Here is a 15,253-nt window from a genome sequence, read left to right as displayed (position 1 = left end):
GCCTCAAGGTCCGTCATCTGACGATGATGGGCCTGGGGTCGGCCATCGGCGCAGGTCTCTTCCTCGGGACCGGCGTCGGGATCGCGAAGGCAGGCCCCGCGGTCCTCATCTCCTATCTGATCGCCGGTTTCGTCGTGGTGTGCGTCATGCGCATGCTCGGCGAGATGGGGGCCGCCTTGCCGGCCAGCGGTTCCTTCTCGCACTACGCCCGTATCGGGATCGGCGAATGGGCCGGGTTCGTGATGGGCTGGCTCTACTGGTTCATGCTCATCATGGTGCTCGGCGCCGAGATCACCGGGGCGTCGGCCATCGTGAACGATTGGCTTCCCAGCGTGCCGCAATGGGTGGTCGCGCTGGTGTTCGTGACGTTCTTCGCAGTGGTCAACCTCGCGAAGGTCAGCAACTTCGGTGAGTTCGAATTCTGGTTCGCAGCGCTGAAAGTCACCGCGATCATCGGATTCCTCGCCGTCGGCCTGCTACTGGTGTTCGGCCTGCTGCCGGACACCGATCCGGTGGGCTTCACGCATCTGCTCGGTGAGGGTGGGTTCATGCCCAACGGCTTCGCCGGTATCGCCGCCGGACTGCTCGTGGTTGCGTTCGCGTTCGGCGGCATCGAGATCATCACCATTGCGGCCGCCGAGTCCGAGGATCCCGAACGGTCCATCGCCACTGCTGTCCGCAGCGTCATGTGGCGCATCAGCGTCTTCTACATCGGCGCGATCGCGATCATGGTCTTCGTCCTACCGTGGAACTCACCCGAACTGCAGGAGGGCCCGTTCGTCGCGGTCCTCGACAAGGCGAACCTCCCGTATGTCGCGGGTCTGATGGAACTGGTCGTGGTGATCGCTCTGCTGTCGGCGTTCAACGCCAACGTCTACGGCACTTCTCGGATGGCGTTCTCACTCGCTCGGCGCAACGACGGTCCGGCAGCCCTGGCGATACTCTCGAAGTCCGGCGTCCCCACGAATGCGGTGCTGCTGTCGGTGTTCTTCGGCTTCGTCAGCGTGATGCTCAACTGGCTGCTGCCGGACGCCCTGCTCGGGATCCTGCTCAACGCCGTCGGCGCGGCCCTGCTGGTGATCTGGGTGTTCGTCGTCGTCTCACACCTGCGGCTGCGGCCCGTGCTCGAGCGCGAAGGCAAGCTGACCGTGCGGATGTGGCTGTTCCCGTACCTGAGCTATCTGACGCTGGCGCTGCTCGCCGCGTTCGGTGTGCTGATGCTTTTCGACGACGACGCCCGTGACCAGCTGATCGCCACAGGCGTACTATTCCTCGCCATTCTCATGCTGTCTGTGCTCAATTCGCGCCGTCGGGCGCGCAAAGGCCGCGATGGGGTGCGAGACGTAGGGGCCGGTCTCTGATTCAGCACCGCCGCTACGCTCGAAATCTCAGGCATAAGCGGGGTGAATGCAACCGCGCAACCCGAGAACCCGTCTATGCTTGCAAAAAGAAGCATAGGAGGTGCAATGTCCCGACCCCGCCGAACTCGGCCTACGAGAACCGCTCCAATGCCTGAAATAACACGCATAGGCGAGCGATTCGCGGAGCGCAGGATAGAGCTCCGCCTCACCCAGCAAACCCTCGCTGATCTCGCAGGCGTCTCCCGTTCCAGCGTGCAGTCCCTCGAGTACGGATCCGGGTCGGTCAAGCTCGCTTCGGTCGTGGACATCGCCGAGGTACTCGGACTGCGCCTGCAACCGGTGCCCGCCGTCGAGACCGAGACCCGATGAGTGCCCCCGGACCTGCCGACCTACGCGAGGTCGTCGCCGCGGACGTCTATCTCGACGACACCGCGGTAGCCACTCTGGTCCGAACACCGGACGACGCCGTGGCATTCGAGTACTCCGTCGCCACACCCCCCGGCCGCACGCCCCTCCGGGCCGATTCGGTGTCATGGTCCCTCCCCCGCGACGCCACCTATCCGCTTGTGACGGCAGGCGGCGCGGTCCCGCCGTTCTTTGCAGGTCTGCTCCCCGAGGGAGTGCGGCTCGGGGCGGTGACGTCCTCGACGAAAACCTCGGTCGACGACCACCTCACACTGCTCCTCGCGGTGGGGGCCGACACGATCGGCAACGTCCGCATCGTCGCGTCAGGCACGACCCCACCCGCGCACTCCCCGATGTTCTCGCCAGAACACGACACCGACTTCCGCCACGTATTCGCACGCCTGGCCGGATCTGTCGACGCCGATCCGGTGGCCCTGGCCGGCGTGCAGCCGAAGGTGAGCGCCGCGATGTGGTCGGTACCGACCAGCACAGCCCGAGGCCCCGCGATACTCAAGCTCACACCGCCCACGCGCTTCCCGCGGCTGGCGGAGAACGAACATTTCTTCATGCGCATGGCCGCGGCGTGCGGACTCCGGGTGCCGGAAACCCGACTGATCCACGACAGCGACGGCAGGAGCGCGATTCTCGTCGCACGCTTCGACCGCCACGCGAGCACGCGAATCGCCCAGGAGGACGCGTGCCAGGTCGCAGGACTCTACCCGGCCTCCAAGTACCGCATGAAGACCGAGACTGCGATCTCGATACTGGCCGACGCCTGCGCGCGGGGCGGCGGATCCCGGGCCGCGACGACGCTCGAACTGTTGCGGACGGTCGTGTTCTCGTGGCTCATCGGCAACGGCGACCTGCACGGCAAGAACCTGTCCATCTACGCACCCGACGGACTCTGGCAGCCGACCCCTGCCTACGATCTGTTGACCACCCAGCCCTATTCAGGCTGGGACGACCCAATGGCGATGACGCTCTACGGTCGCGCAAATCGTTTGAGCAGAGTGCATTTCGTCGAGGCAGGCCGGCGACTCGGAGTTCGCGAGCGCGCCGTCGACCGCATGATCGACTCGGTCGCCACCGCCGCCGGGGAATGGCCTAGTCGGGTCCACGAGATCGGCTTCTCCGAACGCGAAACCCAGCGCCTCGAAAATCTGCTCCGAAAGCGCATCGTCACGCTGAGATGACTGATGCTCAGGCCCGCTCGGGACCGACCCGCACCACCAGCTTCCCGAAGTTCTTGCCGTGCAACATTCCCAGGAAGGCGGTCGGCGCATTCTCCAGCCCGTCCACGACGTCCTCCCGATACTTCAGGGATCCCTCGCCGATCCACCGGGTGGCATCGCGTTCGAAGTCGGCATACATGGCCTGGACGAACTCGGACTGGATGAAGCCGCGGATCGTCAGACTCTTGGTGAGCACCAGCCCCATGAACCCAGGCAGTCGATCCGGACCCTCGGGCATCGACGCGGCGTTGTACTGAGACACCAACCCACACACCGGTATCCGCGCATACAGGTTGAGCAGCGGGAGCACGGCCGCGGTGACGGCGCCGCCGACGTTCTCGAAGTAGACATCGATGCCGTCCGGCACCGCAGCCTTCAACTGCTCGGCAAAGTCCGGTGCGCGGTGATCGATCGCGGCATCGAAGCCGAGTTCGTCGCGCACAAAAGCGCACTTGTCCGGACCACCTGCGATCCCGACCGCACGGGCGCCGCGGATCCTCGCGATCTGGCCGACAGCCGAGCCCACCGGCCCGGACGCCGCCGCAACCACCACGGTTTCCCCCGGCTGCGGACGGCCGATCTTCAGCAGCCCCGAGTACGCGGTGAACCCGGGCATTCCGAGCACACCGACCGCGGTGGACAGCGGCGCGCGGTCCGGATCCAGAACCCGAACAGCGTTGCCGTCCACCAATGCATGCGACTGCCAGCCCGAGTACGCCAGCACGTAGGCGCCCGGCTCGATTCGCGGGCTCCGGGATTCGACCACTTGCGACACCGTCGCACCGACCATGGTGTCGCCCACCTCCACCGGCTCGGCGTACGACTCTGCGGCGCTCATCCGTCCACGCATGTACGGATCCAGTGACAGGTACACCGTCCGCAGCAGCAACTGTCCGTCCGCGGGCGACGGCACTTGCGCCGTCTCGATGCGGAAGTTGTCGGTGGTGGGTTCGCCGTGCGGGCGTGCGGCGAGGACAACGCGGGTGCTCGTGACAGCGCTCATGTACCGAACGGTACGCCGGTAGCCGACACTTCTCAGGAGAGCAGCTTCTTCTGCACCTTGCCCATCGCGTTACGCGGCAGGCTCTCGACGATCCGCACCTCGCGCGGCCTCTTGTGTACCGACAACTGCGAAGCGACGTGCTCGACGAGCGTCGCCTCGTCGAGGCCTTCTCCCACCACGAACGCCACGATCCGCTGTCCCAGATCCGCGTCCGGCAGCCCGAGCACGGCGGCCTCCCTCACGCCTGGATGTCCGAGCAGTGCCGCCTCCACCTCGCCGGCCCCGATGCGGTAGCCGCCGGACTTGATGAGGTCGGTGGATTCGCGCCCGACGATACGGTGGAAGCCGCCCTCGTCGATCACCGCGACGTCACCGGTCTTGAACCAGCCGTCCTCGGTCCACGATTGGGCGGTCGCCTCGGGCCGGTTCAGATAGCCGTCGAACAGCGTCGCCCCGCGGACCTGCAGACCGCCGATGCTCTCGCCGTCGTGCGGCACCTCCGCCCCACGCTCGTCACGCAACCGGGTCTCGACGCCGCGCACCGGCAGCCCCACCCAGCCGGGACGGCGCTCGCCGTCTACGCGGGTACTCAGCGTCAGCATGGTCTCGCTCATGCCGTAGCGCTCGATCGGCGCGAGACCGGTGAGTTCGCGCAGCCGTTCGAACACCGGCACCGGCAGCGGAGCGCTGCCCGACACCAGCAGCCGCGCTCCACTGAGTGCGCGGGCCGACGCCTCGTCCAGAGCGATCCGCGACCACACGGTGGGTACGCCGAAGAACAGCGAGCCACCGGCCCGGGCTGCCTCCGCGTATGCCTGTGGCGTCGGCTTGACGGTGTGGATCAACCGGCTACCCACCCGCAGCGGGCCGAGCACCCCGAGGATCAATCCGTGCACATGGAAGAGCGGTAGCCCGTGCACCAGAACGTCTTTCGACGTCCAGTCCCACGCCTCGGCGAGCGCGTCGATGCCCGCGGCGATTGCGCCGCGGCTCAGCAGCACGCCCTTCGGCGGGCCCGTGGTGCCCGACGTGTAGAGCACGAACGCGGTGGACGACGGGTGCGGTTCGGGGTGCGAGTGCCAGTCGCGGGCGTGCACCCGGACCGGAACCACCGGGAGCTCGGACGCCTCGGGAGCCTTCCCCAGCCACGCCTGCGCGCCGGAGTCGGACAGGATATGCGTCAACTCCGCCGGACCGGAATCCGGCGGCACCGGGACGACCGTCACCCCGGCGAGTAGACAGCCCACCACCGCGATCACTGTCGACGGGGTCGAGTCGGCGAGCACCGCCACCACGCGGGCGCCGGCAATGCGCTTGGCCAGGGCCCCGGCGGCGCCGAGGATGTCGGTACGCGAGAGTGCCGTGTCACCGATCCGCACGGCGTCGGGCATGTCGTCGCCGCGGGCGACTGCGAGGGGATTCAACGATCGGAGCAGCACGGTGCCACTGTCTCACACGGGATCGTCAGCTCCGGGTGAGTGTCGACCTGAGAAAGAACTTCAGGTTCGACGGCCGCTCGGCGAGCCGCCGCATGAAGTACCCGTACCAGGCGGTGCCGTACGGTACGTACACCCGCATCCGGCGGCCGGCCTCGACCAGCCGCAGCTGCTCGAGATCGCGGATCCCGTACAGCATCTGATGCTCGAAACCCTCTGCATCCCCATCTCTTCGGGTCAGCATCTCGTCGGCGACCGATATCATCGCGGGATCGTGAGTGGCAACCATCGGGTAGCCGTCACCTGCGGCGAGAACATCGAGACAACGCCGATAGGACGCATCGACATCGGCCCGCGACTGGTAGGCGACCGACTCTGGTTCCCGGTAGGCCCCCTTGCACAACCGGATCCGAGACCCGGGCCCGGACAGCGCGCGGCAGTCGTTCTCGGTGCGGTACAGATAGGCCTGCAGAACCGCGCCCAGCCACGGAAAGTCGGAGCGCAGCTCCCGCACGATCGACAGCGTGGAATCGGTACGGCTGTGGTCTTCCGCATCGATGGTCACCCATACCCCGTGCCGCTGCGCGGCCGCGCAGATGGCACGGGCGTGCCCTAGTGCGATCTCCTCGCCGCCCGCGGGCAGGCCCTGTCCCAGCGCGGACAGCTTCACCGACACCTCGAGCGGACAGAAGTCAGGCGACCCAGCAGCACCGGGCAGGCCGCCAAGGTCGGAGACGAGAACCAGATACTCCTCGACGGTCGCACGCGCCTGCGCCGGATCGGTGATGTCCTCCCCCAGGTAGTCGATGCTCACCGCACGGCCCGAGCCGAGGATCCGGCCGGCCGCAGCCAGCGCGTCGGCTCGAGACTCACCCGCGACGAACCGCTCGACCAGAGACTTCGTCACGGGCGCCCGGGTGATGGCCCGCTCGATCCTCGACGACCGAGCGGCTGCGAGGATCGCCGGCCGCAGCGGGTTCGACAACACCCCGGCCACCGGTTCACTCCTGCCGGTCCATGTGCGGATACCGGTGGTCGGTCGCCGGGACGAACGTCTCCTTCACAGTGCGGGGGGCCGTCCAGCGCAACAGATTCAGCGGGGATCCGGCCTTGTCGTCGGTGCCGGATGCGCGGGCCCCGCCGAACGGCTGCTGCCCCACCACCGCGCCGGTGGGCTTGTCGTTGACGTAGAAGTTGCCGGCTGTGTAACGCAGTGCGGCACCGGCTTGCTCGATCGCTGCTCGGTCATCGGCGATCACCGCGCCGGTCAACGCGTACGGTGCGGCCGAATCGACGGCCGTCAGCACATCTGCGAACGCACCGGGAGCAGCGTCGTCGTAGACGTGGATCGACAGGATCGGACCGAAGTACTCCGTCGCGAACGCCTCGTCTCCGGGATCGTCGACGAGCAGGACCGTGGGCCGGACGAAGTAACCGACGCTGTCGTCGTACTTGCCGCCGACGGCAATGCGGATGCCATCGGCGCCACGGGCCCGTTCGATGGCCGTGACGCTCTTGTCGAACGCCCGCCGGTCGATCAACGCGCCGCCGAAATTCTCGAGATCGGTCACGTCGCCGTAGCTCAGCGCATCCGCCTCCGCAAGAAACGTGTCGCCCATACGCGCCCACACGGACCGCGGGATGTAGGCGCGCGACGCGGCGGAGCACTTCTGCCCCTGATACTCGTACGCGCCCCGGATCAGGGCGGTGCTCAGCACCGCGGGATCCGCCGATGAATGCGCGAGGATGAAGTCCTTCCCACCCGTCTCCCCGACCAGCCGCGGGTAATCGCGGTACCGATCGATGTTCGCGCCCACCTCGCGCCACAGGTACTGGAACGTGCGCGTCGAACCCGTGAAGTGGATACCGCCCAGTCGCGGATCACGCAAGAGCACATCGGACACCGCCAGACCGTCACCGGTCAACAGATTGATCACACCGTGCGGCAATCCCGCGGCCTCGAGCAGACGCAGCGTCCAGTACGCGGCCAGCGTCTGCGCCGGCGCCGGCTTCCAGATCACCGTGTTTCCCAGCAGTGCGGGCGCGGTGGGAAGATTCCCGGCAATCGCGGTGAAATTGAAGGGAGTGATCGCGTAGACGAAGCCCTCGAGCGGACGGTAGTCGACCCGGTTCCACACCCCGGGCGAGGAGATCGGCTGATCCGCCATGATCTGCCGAGCGAAGTGCACGTTGAATCGCCAGAAGTCGACCAGTTCACACGGCGCGTCGATCTCCGCCTGCTGGACTGACTTGGACTGACCCAGCATCGTTGCCGCAGCCAGCTTCTCGCGCCACGGCCCGGCCAGCAGATCCGCAGCCCGCAACAGCACTGCGGCGCGCTCGTCGAACGGCAGGTCCCGCCACGCCGGAGCCGCCTCGGTCGCGGCCTCGACGGCCGCCGCGGCGTCATCGTAGGTGGCATTGGTGAACGTACCGAGAATGTGTGAATGCCGATGCGGCTGCACGACTTCCGACCGCTCACCAGTGCCGTGCCGGTCACGGCCACCGATCACCTGCGGGATATCGATCGGAGCAGCGGTGTGCTCGGCGATACACGCGGTCAGACGATCACGCTCGACGCTACCCGGCGCGTAGGAGTGGACCGGCTCGTTGTACGGCGCCGGTACGTGCGTGACGGCATCCATGCTGCCCTCCTCAGCCAGAGCCAAATGACTGCAACCAAGCTCAGGCTACGCCCGACACCGCGCCCCGCGCCCCGCAAGTTCGCGCGACAAGTGCGCAAAGCGCGAGAACCCGGGCCCCGCGCGCGCGACAAGTGCGCAAAGCGCGAGAACCCGGGCCCCGCGCGCGCGACAAGTGCGCAAAGCGCGAGAACCCGGGTACCTCGGTGCAGCCGGGACCGTGGTCAGGACAGGCGAGAAGCTGCCACCGCGATGCGCTCGTCGGACGCAGTGAGTGCGATCCGCACATGCTGACGGCCACGCGGGCCGTAGAAGTCTCCCGGAGCGACCAGGATTCCCCGCTCGGCAAACCAGTCGACCGTCGTCCGGCAGTCCTCGCCGCGCGAAGCCCAGAGGTACAGGCCGGCTTCGGAGTCGTCGACCGTGAAGCCCGCACCGCGGACCGCAGCCAGCAGGACATCGCGACGGCGCCGGTACCGCTCGCGCTGCTCCTTCTCCTGCGCATCGTCGACCATGGCCGCGGCCATCGCGGCCTGGATCGGCGCTGGCATCATCATTCCGGCGTGCTTACGGACTTCGAGCAGTTCAGCCACCAGAGCGGGATCTCCGGTAATGAACCCGGCCCGGTAGCTGGCCAGGTTCGACGTCTTCGACAGCGAATGGATCGCCAGCAGATCCGTGTGGTCACCGCCGCACACCCGCGGATCCAGAATCGAAACTGCTTCGGCGTCCCAGGTGAGTCCCAGGTAGCACTCGTCGGATGCGACGATCGCGCCGCGCTCCCGGGCGAACTCGACCACCTTCCGCAAGTGGTCGACACCGAGGACCTTGCCCGTCGGGTTGGAAGGCGAGTTGAGGAAGATCAACGTCGGCTTCTCCGGGCCGAGCTGCGCCGTCCCATCCGCGCGCAGCATCCGTGCGCCGGCGAGTAGCGCACCCACCTCGTACGTGGGATAAGCGACCTCGGGGATCACCACCAGATCGTCGGCACCCAGTCCGAGCAGCCGCGGCAGCCAGGCGATGATCTCCTTGGTGCCGATCGCCGGGAGAACCGCGGCCGGGTCGATGCCGGTCATACCGTATCGGCGCGCGAGAGACGCCACTGTCGTCTCACGCAGCTCGTCAGTGCCGTGAGTGGTGGGGTAACCGGGCTCGGCCGCTACCGACGACAAGGCCGCCTGGATGCTGGGTGCAACCGGATCCACCGGAGTCCCGACGGAAAGGTTGACGATGCCGCCGGGATGCGACTGCGCCTTCGCCTTCGCGGAGGCGAGGGAGTCCCAGGGAAAATCGGGCAGAGACCGGGCTACGGGAATGCGGGGCAACGCTCGAACCTCGACCTAATCCTCGCCCATGGGAGGCAGCGCCTTGACGAACGGAGGGTCGTAGTCGACCTTGCCGAGCTTGGCGGCACCACCGGGCGAACCGAGGTCGTCGAAGAAGTCGACGTTGGCACTGACGTATCCAGTCCACTGGTCCGGGACGTCGTCCTCGTAGAAGATGGCTTCGACCGGGCAGACCGGCTCACACGCGCCGCAGTCCACGCACTCGTCCGGATGGATGTAGAGCATGCGACCACCCTCGTAGATGCAGTCGACCGGGCATTCCTCGATACATGCCTTGTCCAGCACATCGACGCACGGTTCGGCAATCGTGTAGGTCACTGCTGCTCTCCCTGCCTTTCTGCAATGGAGCGTCGGGAACCTTGCACCCGACGCGAGTCCGGGACCATCAGTATGAAGCGCGCCGACGAAGTCTGTGCGATCAGGGTCGCCTGGTGGTCCCGGTCCCCTGACCGGCCGATCTTCCCCATCCTCACACCAACGGCAAAGCCGGAGCGTGCTGACGCACCCCGTAGCTCGTGGTCCGCTCCCGCACCGGACGTCCGATCCCCTCGGCGATGGCCCGCAGTTCGCCGACTGTCTTCTCCGAGCCGTGCTGCGAACCGGCCATCCGGGAGATGGTCTCCTCCATCAGGGTGCCGCCGAGATCATTGGCCCCACCCTGCAGCATCGCCTGCGTACCGGCGACTCCGAGCTTGACCCAACTGGTCTGGATGTTGGCGATCCGGCCGTGCAGCATGATTCGCGCCAACGCGTGTGCCGCGCGGTTGTCGCGCTGCGTCGGACCCGGGCGCGACGCACCCGCCAAATACAACGGTGCACTCTGATGCACGAACGGGAGCAGCACGAACTCGGTGAATCCCCCGGTCCGGTCCTGGATTCCGCGCAGCACTCGCAAGTGACCCACCCAGTGCCGCGGACTGTCCACATGCCCGTACATCATCGTCGAACTCGAGCGCAGCCCCACCTCGTGGGCGGTGGTGATCACATCGATCCACGCCGACGCGGGCAGCTTGCCCTTCGTGAGGACCCAGCGAACCTCGTCGTCGAGGATCTCCGCGGCGGTTCCGGGGATCGTGTCCAGTCCGGCTTCACGCAACTCGGTCAGCCAGTCCCGGATGCTCTTGCCGCCCCGAGACGCGCCGTTGACGATCTCCATAGGGCTGAACGCGTGCACATGCATCGACGGCACCCGGCGCTTGACGGCACGCACCAAGTCCGCGTAGCCGGTGACCGGTAGTTCGGGATCGATTCCACCCTGCATGCACACCTCGGTCGCGCCGGCGACGTGCGCCTCCCACGCCCGGTCCGCAACCTCCTCCGCTGAGAGCGTGAACGCGTCGGCGTCGCCCTTGCGCTGCGCGAACGCGCAGAAGCGGCAGCCGGTGTAGCAGATGTTGGTGAAGTTGATGTTCCGGTTCACCACGTACGTGACGTCGTCGCCGACGGCCTCCCTGCGCAGCGCGTCGGCGAGCGCGACGACCGCCTCGAGTCCGTCGCCCTCAGCGGTCGCAAGGGCCAGATACTCGTCGTCGGTGAGCCCGGCAGGATCACGTTCGGCGCTCCGCAACGCACCCAGGACGTCGGTGTCGACGCGGGCCGGTTCGGTACGGCCCAGTTCGAGCACCTGCTCGCGGACCGTCTCCCAGTCCCCGAACGCGCTGCTGAGGTCCGACCGAGTCTCGGTGTTGCGGCCCGCCGTGTCGATCTCGATGTTCAGGTCGATCCGCCCGGTCGACGTCCACTCCTCGTCCGGCTCCTGCCACGGCAGTCCCGACGGCTTCACGTCCGCACGAGCAAGGCCGGTGACGGGATCGGCCAGTGCCCGCACGTGCGCGCCGATCCGCGGGTCGATCCACGGATGACCGGCCAGCACGTACTGCGGTTGTGCGGCGGTGCGCTCGACGAGCGTGTACCCGGCCTGCACGGTGATCTCCGCGAGGGTGTCCAGGTTCGGCCACGGCCGTTCGGGGTTCACATGGTCCGGGGTGAGCGGCGAGACTCCGCCCCAGTCGTCGACGCCGGCGCCGATCAGCGCGCGGCACTCGGCCTGCGACACCAGGTTCGGCGGCGACTGGATCCGCATTCCAGGACCGAGCAGCAGCCGTGCCACCGCGATGGTCGCCAGGAACTCTTCGAGTTCCGCATCGGGCGCATCCCGCATCGCGGTGTCGGGCTTGGCGAGGAAGTTTTGTACGATTACCTCCTGGATATGCCCAAATGCCTTGTGCGACTTACGGATCGCCATGATCGACTCGGCGCGCTCGGTGCGCGTCTCACCGATCCCGACGAGGATTCCGGTCGTGAACGGCACGGACAGCCGGCCCGCTTCGGTGAGCGTGCGCAGGCGTACCGCGGGATCCTTGTCGGGACTGCCGTAGTGACACTCGCCCTTGTCGGTGAACAGACGCGTCGAGGTGGTTTCGAGCATCATCCCCATGGACGGCGCGACCGGCTTGAGGCGCGATATCTCCTCCCAGGTCATCACGCCCGGGTTCAGGTGCGGCAGCAGACCGGTCTCCTCGAGCACCCGGATCGCCATCGCGCGCAGATAGTCCAGCGTGGAATCGTATCCACGCTCGTCGAGCCATCGCTCGGCCTCCGGCCACCGGGCCTCGGGCCGGTCGCCGAGCGTGAACAGCGCCTCCTTGCACCCCATCTCGGCGCCCCGCCGGGCGATCTCGAGCACCTCATCGGCTTCGAGATACGCGCCGTGTCCCTCCGCGCGCAGCTTTCCCGGCACCGTGACGAACGTGCAGTAGTGGCATTTGTCCCGGCACAGCCGCGTCAAGGGGATGAACACCTTGCGCGAGTACGACACCGTCTGCGGTCGACCCGCCGCGAGCAGGCCCGCGTCGCGCACCTTCGCGGCCGACGCGCACAGGTCCTCGAGGTCGGCGCCGCGCGCATGCAGCAGTACCGCGGCCTCGTCGACATTGAGCGTGACCCCGTCCCGCGCACGTCGCAGGGCGCGTCGCATCGCGCTGGCAGAGGGGGCATCAGCATGTGCCGGACGCCCGGGAACTGACGGAATCGGCAGAATTGTGGACCGATCGGAGGAATCGCCTGAGTGGGTCACCCGTCGATCATGCGTCACTCGCCCGAGATACTGCCAGCGCGGGTCCCGGTACATTGCATCAGCCGCGGGGATAGTCCTCGTCGTCGGGCACGCTGCGCCGCTGTTCGGCGGCGTCGGCCTCGTTCACCTCCAGCGGCGTCTCGATCTCGTCCGGTTCATCGCCCTCGTCCTCACCCACGACTGGGGTCATCTGCTCCACCTGGTCGGCCTCGGGGACCGCCTCCACGTCCTCGGGCCGGACACCACCGGTGTCCCCCACATCATCGGTTCGTTCCATGACGACTACCCCTTCGTCTCGGCAGACTCTCGCGGCCACCTCCACCATAGGACGCGGCACGCCGACTCGGGCAGGATGAAGCTGTGAGCCTTCCTCCCGATCCCTTTCCTGCCGCACGGACGGTGACGATGGCCGAACCGGCTAATCGGCCGAGCACCCGCGCCCCGAACCTCTGGGCAACGGCCGCTGCCCTGCTCTGGACTCCCGTATTCATCGCGCAGATCGTGTGGGCCCTGATCGACGGTCGCTGGACCACGTGGCCACACGTCACGCTGTTCGTGGTCACCGCCGTGGTGGCCCTCGCCGACATCATCGTCGTGCCGCGGTGGCGGTTCCGCGTACACCGCTGGGAGATCAGCGACGATGCGGTGTACACGCGCACCGGATGGTTCAACCAGGAGCGCCGCATCGCCCCGATCACCCGAGTGCAGACCGTCGACACCGAGCGCGGGCCGCTCGACCGCTTCTTCGGCCTCGCGACCGTCACCGTGACCACCGCATCGTCCGCGGGCGCCGTGAAGATCGCCGCGCTCGACCTGGATGTCGCCGACCGAGCCGTCGCGCATCTCACCGAGGTCGCCGCCCGCAATGCCGGGGACGCGACGTGAGTGTGCCCGTCGAGCAGTCCGGGGAGGCTGCGCTCGCGTCCGAGGAGGAGCAGCCGTGGCTGCGACTGGACAAGCGGATGCTGCTGGTACACCCCATCAACGAGGTCGTCAAACTCCTTCCGGTGGTCGCCGTCTCGGTCGTCGTCGGCAGTCGCAGCGGCAATCAGTACTGGAGCCTGGTCGCCATCGTTGTGCTGGTGATCTACGGCGTACTTCGGTGGTTCACGACGAGCTACCGCGTCGGTCCCGTCCACGTGCAATTGCGGCGCGGGGTGTTCCAGCGGAAGGTGCTGTCGGTCCCGCGCACCCGCATCCGCTCGGTCGACGTCGAGGCCGGGCTGCTGCACCGATTGCTCGGGCTCGCCGTCGTGCGGATCGGGACCGGGCGGCAGACTCAGGGTGTCGACGAATCCGACAAGTTCGAACTCAACGCACTCGACGCGTCGGTCGTACCGGGCCTGCGCGCCGCACTGCTCGCGGGACACCGCACGCCGCCGACCGGCCCCGACGACGCAGCCGTACCCACATCGCAGACAAACGAGGTTCCGAACGCAGATTCGGCCACCGAGATCGGCCACTGGTCGCCGTCGTGGGTGCGGTACGCACCGTTCTCGGTCACCGGGCTGATCGCGGTCGGCGCACTTGTCGGCGTCATCTTCCAGTACGGCCTTGCCGACCGGATCGCGAAGTCGCCCACCATTTCGGAAGGTGTGGACTCGGCCGAACAGGCCGGTGCGCTGATCCTCGCCCTACTCGGCCTGCTCGCTCTCGTGGTCCTCTTCGTTGCGGCGAGCGTGTTTGCGTGTGCGCGCTACCTCGTGGTTTACGGCCGCATGAGCATCACCGACAACGGCCGGACCCTGCATGTGAGCCACGGACTGCTCCGGACCCGGCAGACCACTCTGGACCGGGCCCGGCTGCGCGGGGCGACGCTGGCGGAGCCCCTACTGCTGAGACTCGCGGGCGGCGCCAGACTCGATGCAATCATGACTGGGGTCAGCGCCGAGCACAGCGAATCGTCGTTGCTGCTGCCGCAGAGTCCACGGGCCGAAGCCGAGCGAGTGATGGCAACCGTGATCGGCGACGACCGGCAGGCGACCGTGGCGCTGGTCCCGCACGGCGCGGCTGCGCGCCGGCGCCGATACGCCCGTGCACTGTGGCCCGCCGTCCTTGCGGCCCTCGTCGCGGTCGCACTCGCCGTCGCCGGCTGTGACGTTCCGTGGCCGGTGTGGGCGGGCGTCGCCGCGGTGGCCGTCGCGGGAACCGGACTGGCGTGGGACCGCTACCGCGGGCTCGGGCACGCCGTGCTGCCCGGCTGGCTGATCACCCGCAGCGGTTCCCTGGACCGTCGGCGCGACAGTGTCGAGGCCGCCGGCATCATCGGCTGGACCGTGCGGCAGACGTTCTTCCAGCGCCGCGCCGGCGTCGCGTCCGTGATCGCCGCGACGCCGGCGGGCACCGGACGGTACGTGGTCCACGATCTCCCGGTCGAACAGGCGTGGGCGCTGATCGACGCCGTCACCCCCGGAGCAGGCGGGATCTGGCGCCGGTCCGTTTAGCGGATCGAGCTGCCGTGCTTCGTCATCGGCGTTACCTCGATGGTCATGAACGGGAAGAGTGGCAGGTTCCACAGGATCTCGTGGAGTTCGTCGGACGAGTCCACATCGAAAATGCTGATGTTGCTGTACTGCCCGACGATTCGCCAGAGGTGCGCCCACTTACCCTGACGCTGAAGCTCCTGCGAATACGCCTTCTCGCGGGCGATCGTCTCGTCCCGCACCGTGGATTCCAGATCGCGGGGGATATCGACGTCCATCCGGACGTGAAACAGTGCCATGGGGTTCTCCCTATTTCTTCGTGCGTGCGA

The 15,253-nt window shown here is 67.6% G+C and carries 14 protein-coding genes; 5 read left to right on the top strand and 9 right to left on the bottom strand.

The genetic code is table 11. The features are described from left to right. The first annotated feature begins 23 nt into the window (after nucleotides 1-23). The 3 genes from ERC79_RS18900 to ERC79_RS18890 all read left to right on the top strand — a co-directional run bounded on the left by ERC79_RS18900 (nucleotide 24) and on the right by ERC79_RS18890 (nucleotide 2,959). The gene (locus ERC79_RS18900) at nucleotides 24-1,361 is read left to right on the top strand and encodes an amino acid permease (RefSeq protein ID WP_242676909.1); all 1,338 of its coding nucleotides are present in this window, start codon (nucleotides 24-26) and stop codon (nucleotides 1,359-1,361) included. A gap of 147 nt (nucleotides 1,362-1,508) precedes the next feature. Further along, nucleotides 1,509-1,730: a helix-turn-helix domain-containing protein gene (locus ERC79_RS18895; RefSeq protein ID WP_131579932.1), complete on the top strand. Its 222-nt coding sequence runs from the start codon at nucleotides 1,509-1,511 to the stop codon at nucleotides 1,728-1,730. After that, on the top strand, nucleotides 1,727-2,959 hold the full coding sequence (locus ERC79_RS18890; RefSeq protein ID WP_131579931.1) for a type II toxin-antitoxin system HipA family toxin: 1,233 nt from the start codon (nucleotides 1,727-1,729) through the stop codon (nucleotides 2,957-2,959). Before ERC79_RS18895 ends, ERC79_RS18890 begins: the two co-directional genes overlap by 4 nt. 7 nt (nucleotides 2,960-2,966) lie before the next feature. Here ERC79_RS18890 and ERC79_RS18885 read toward each other — a convergent pair whose 3' ends face one another. The 8 genes from ERC79_RS18885 to ERC79_RS18850 all read right to left on the bottom strand — a co-directional run bounded on the left by ERC79_RS18885 (nucleotide 2,967) and on the right by ERC79_RS18850 (nucleotide 12,778). Continuing rightward, nucleotides 2,967-4,001: an NADP-dependent oxidoreductase gene (locus tag ERC79_RS18885; RefSeq protein ID WP_131579930.1), complete on the bottom strand. Its 1,035-nt coding sequence runs from the start codon at nucleotides 3,999-4,001 to the stop codon at nucleotides 2,967-2,969. Between the two features lie 32 nt (nucleotides 4,002-4,033). Next, on the bottom strand, nucleotides 4,034-5,440 hold the full coding sequence (locus ERC79_RS18880; protein ID WP_131579929.1) for an acyl-CoA synthetase: 1,407 nt from the start codon (nucleotides 5,438-5,440) through the stop codon (nucleotides 4,034-4,036). Between the two features lie 25 nt (nucleotides 5,441-5,465). Then, nucleotides 5,466-6,434: a proline dehydrogenase family protein gene (locus ERC79_RS18875; protein WP_242676639.1), complete on the bottom strand. Its 969-nt coding sequence runs from the start codon at nucleotides 6,432-6,434 to the stop codon at nucleotides 5,466-5,468. A 4-nt stretch (nucleotides 6,435-6,438) separates the two neighbouring features. Then, the gene (pruA, locus tag ERC79_RS18870) at nucleotides 6,439-8,082 is read right to left on the bottom strand and encodes an L-glutamate gamma-semialdehyde dehydrogenase (RefSeq protein ID WP_131579928.1); all 1,644 of its coding nucleotides are present in this window, start codon (nucleotides 8,080-8,082) and stop codon (nucleotides 6,439-6,441) included. A 221-nt stretch (nucleotides 8,083-8,303) separates the two neighbouring features. Further along, nucleotides 8,304-9,404, bottom strand: a complete 1,101-nt coding sequence (dapC, locus tag ERC79_RS18865; protein ID WP_131579927.1) for a succinyldiaminopimelate transaminase — start codon at nucleotides 9,402-9,404, stop codon at nucleotides 8,304-8,306. A gap of 15 nt (nucleotides 9,405-9,419) precedes the next feature. Next, nucleotides 9,420-9,743: a ferredoxin gene (fdxA, locus tag ERC79_RS18860; protein WP_131579926.1), complete on the bottom strand. Its 324-nt coding sequence runs from the start codon at nucleotides 9,741-9,743 to the stop codon at nucleotides 9,420-9,422. Between the two features lie 151 nt (nucleotides 9,744-9,894). Next, nucleotides 9,895-12,519, bottom strand: coding sequence for a bifunctional FO biosynthesis protein CofGH (locus ERC79_RS18855; protein ID WP_131579925.1), 2,625 nt, complete (start codon nucleotides 12,517-12,519; stop codon nucleotides 9,895-9,897). A gap of 40 nt (nucleotides 12,520-12,559) precedes the next feature. After that, entirely contained in the window at nucleotides 12,560-12,778 is a 219-nt protein-coding gene (locus ERC79_RS18850) for a hypothetical protein (RefSeq protein ID WP_131579924.1), read from the bottom strand. Between the two features lie 128 nt (nucleotides 12,779-12,906). Between ERC79_RS18850 and ERC79_RS18845 the strand changes: the two genes are divergently transcribed. Further along, a complete protein-coding gene (locus tag ERC79_RS18845) occupies nucleotides 12,907-13,386 on the top strand; it encodes a PH domain-containing protein (protein WP_131581328.1) in 480 nt (159 codons plus the stop codon). A gap of 77 nt (nucleotides 13,387-13,463) precedes the next feature. Beyond that, entirely contained in the window at nucleotides 13,464-14,945 is a 1,482-nt protein-coding gene (locus tag ERC79_RS18840; RefSeq protein WP_165497225.1) for a PH domain-containing protein, read from the top strand. Here ERC79_RS18840 and catC read toward each other — a convergent pair. After that, on the bottom strand, nucleotides 14,942-15,223 hold the full coding sequence (catC, locus tag ERC79_RS18835; protein WP_131579922.1) for a muconolactone Delta-isomerase: 282 nt from the start codon (nucleotides 15,221-15,223) through the stop codon (nucleotides 14,942-14,944). The genes ERC79_RS18840 and catC overlap by 4 nt on opposite strands. Nucleotides 15,224-15,253: the final 30 nt, after the last annotated feature.

Origin of the sequence: Rhodococcus sp. ABRD24 (assembly GCF_004328705.1) — a bacterium.
GTDB lineage: Bacteria > Actinomycetota > Actinomycetes > Mycobacteriales > Mycobacteriaceae > Prescottella.
The sequence above is the reverse complement of the archived record's forward strand: the minus strand, read 5'-3'. Positions and strand labels throughout refer to the sequence as shown.

Coding starts and splice junctions, on each gene's coding strand:
- ERC79_RS18900 (WP_242676909.1), top strand. CDS start 24: ATGATGGGCCTGGGGTCGGCCATCGGCGCAGGTCTCTTCCTCGGGACC.
- ERC79_RS18895 (WP_131579932.1), top strand. CDS start 1,509: ATGCCTGAAATAACACGCATAGGCGAGCGATTCGCGGAGCGCAGGATA.
- ERC79_RS18890 (WP_131579931.1), top strand. CDS start 1,727: ATGAGTGCCCCCGGACCTGCCGACCTACGCGAGGTCGTCGCCGCGGAC.
- ERC79_RS18885 (WP_131579930.1), bottom strand. CDS start 4,001: ATGAGCGCTGTCACGAGCACCCGCGTTGTCCTCGCCGCACGCCCGCAC.
- pruA (WP_131579928.1), bottom strand. CDS start 8,082: ATGGATGCCGTCACGCACGTACCGGCGCCGTACAACGAGCCGGTCCAC.
- ERC79_RS18850 (WP_131579924.1), bottom strand. CDS start 12,778: ATGGAACGAACCGATGATGTGGGGGACACCGGTGGTGTCCGGCCCGAG.
- ERC79_RS18845 (WP_131581328.1), top strand. CDS start 12,907: ATGGCCGAACCGGCTAATCGGCCGAGCACCCGCGCCCCGAACCTCTGG.
- ERC79_RS18840 (WP_165497225.1), top strand. CDS start 13,464: ATGCTGCTGGTACACCCCATCAACGAGGTCGTCAAACTCCTTCCGGTG.
- catC (WP_131579922.1), bottom strand. CDS start 15,223: ATGGCACTGTTTCACGTCCGGATGGACGTCGATATCCCCCGCGATCTG.